The 2,064-nt window shown below is 58.6% G+C and carries 1 protein-coding gene and 1 pseudogene; both read left to right on the forward strand.

Going from position 1 to position 2,064, the window contains the following annotated elements; translation table 11 throughout:
• Positions 1-1,594 (forward strand): prenyltransferase/squalene oxidase repeat-containing protein (locus AUR66_RS18590; RefSeq protein ID WP_197409877.1); only part of this gene is annotated, 1,594 nt, incomplete at its 5' end.
• 51 nt (positions 1,595-1,645) lie between these two features.
• A pseudogene (locus tag AUR66_RS18595) lies at positions 1,646-2,064 on the forward strand (dockerin type I domain-containing protein); the annotation flags it as partial.

The following is a 2,064-nucleotide window of genomic DNA, read 5'->3' on the forward strand; positions in this document are numbered from 1 at the left end:
GGGTCTCGAGCTCGCTGACGGCGAAAACGCAGAGCACACGGTCAAGACGTCCGCAACTGGCGGTGTCACCGCGTGGAAGGTCCGCGCAGACACGACCGAGGACATCGAAGAAGCACAAATCGATGTTGATGTCGAAGCCTTCAACGGCGACGAGACTGACACGGCGTCGACGACCACGAACATCACGCTCCCGAAGGTCATCCACCGCACGACGAACTCCACGTCGCTGAAGACCGCCGATGAGACGAAGACGCTCGCACTCAACGTCTCGTCTGCGACGACCTACGAGCACAACCTCACTGTGAACGTGCAGGCAGGTACGGACGGACGGACGCTGCAGGGTCTCGAATACCTGTTCTACTACCCATACGGGTGTGTCGAGCAGACGACGACCCAGATGATGTCCGCACTCCGTACCGACCAGTACTACCGCGACGGTGAGATCCCAAGTACCTACGACCGCGACCGGTCGAACACGACGATCGAGAAAGGCATCAGCAAGCTTGCTGACGAGCCGACGCCGGGCTTCTACGCCAACATCTCCCAGCACGACAACGGTGCATGGAGCATGTTCGGCAACAACCCGAACGGCGACCTGTTCTACACGATCTACGCCCTGCAGGGTGTGAGCGCAGTCTCCGATGACAGCGTTCAGAGCAGTCGCACCTCGGTCAGTGACAGTCTTCAGAACATCGACCAGAGTGGTGCAACCCTCTGGCTGGCAGACGAACAACAAGCAGACGGAAGCATCCGTCAGACTGGATACTTCCTGCGCGATCGCGTGTCCGCAACTGCGTACACGACGGTTGCCATTGACCGCGCTGATGACGACCTCAACGCGACCGCCAAGGCGGCCGCCGATGAGTTCTCCGTCAACGCAGCGGTCTACCTGATCAACCAGCAGACCGACAACGGCAACTGGTCTGCCGGAAACAGTCGTTCGTACTACAGCACGTCTGGACGCTCGGTCCAGAAGACCGCCTACGCAGTCCAGGCACTCGCTGCGATCAACGAAAGCGACGAACTCCGCAGCCAAGTCAACGACAACCTGACCGACACTACGGTCAGTGAGTCTCTCGACAGCGGTGTCCAGTGGCTCGTTGAAAACCAGAATGACGACGGTTCCTGGGACGGCTACTGGAGCTCGCCGTACTGGAACAACGTCGGTGAAAAGGCCCGCGCAACGGGTAATGCCGTCTTGGCACTCAACGCCGCGGAAGGCTACACTGCAGCCGGTCCGACTCAGAATGGTACCGTCTCAGATGGTGTGAGCTACCTTGTTGGAATCTACCAAGAGGGTGGTTCGTTCGGTAACACCCGCGCGACGGGTGTCGCCATCGATGCGCTCACCACTGCAGACCAGCGTAACGCTGGTGCGCAAACGGTGACCATCGATATCAACAGCACAGTCAATGAGACGGTCACTGTGGACGGCGACTCGCCGACTGCCAGTGTGACGTTCACCACGAGCGAGCTCAAAACGCTTCGTGACGACGGTGAAATCACCCTGAGTGTCGAGAACGAATCCCTCGTCATCATCGGTGCCGAGTCCGAACAGCTCGTCAACGAGCAGGAATACGAGGATTCCAACTAAGCAGAAACGATGACAGGAAAACTCACAACCACGTTGGCCGCGCTCTTGGTGGTGGCATCGATATCAGTCGGTGTCGGCCCAGGGGTTGCTGCCGCTGCAAGCGACCCGTTCACGGTCACGATTGACGCACCGAGTGACCTCAGTACAGACGGGGACCAAACGATCGAAGTAACGGTAACGAATAACGAAGCATCGGATCTCCTCAACCCAGTTGTTGAGGTTCCGATCAGCAGTCCGGTCTCGCTCGCAAGGGGTGCTGAAGACACGGTCTACGTGAACGACACGAACGACCTGCGTGAAGCGCAGGTTCAAGAGAGTTCGTTCACGTCTGGCGACGCTATCGTCGTCAACGGTGAGGTCGTTCCAGCAGGCGAGTCCCGAACGTATCACATCAACGTGACTATCTCCTCGGCAGGCTCGACGTCTCTGTCTGCCGACGTTCGTCCGCTGTACAACACGGATAATAACGT

Source organism: Haloferax profundi (assembly GCF_001469865.1).
GTDB classification, from domain to species: Archaea; Halobacteriota; Halobacteria; order Halobacteriales; family Haloferacaceae; genus Haloferax; species Haloferax profundi.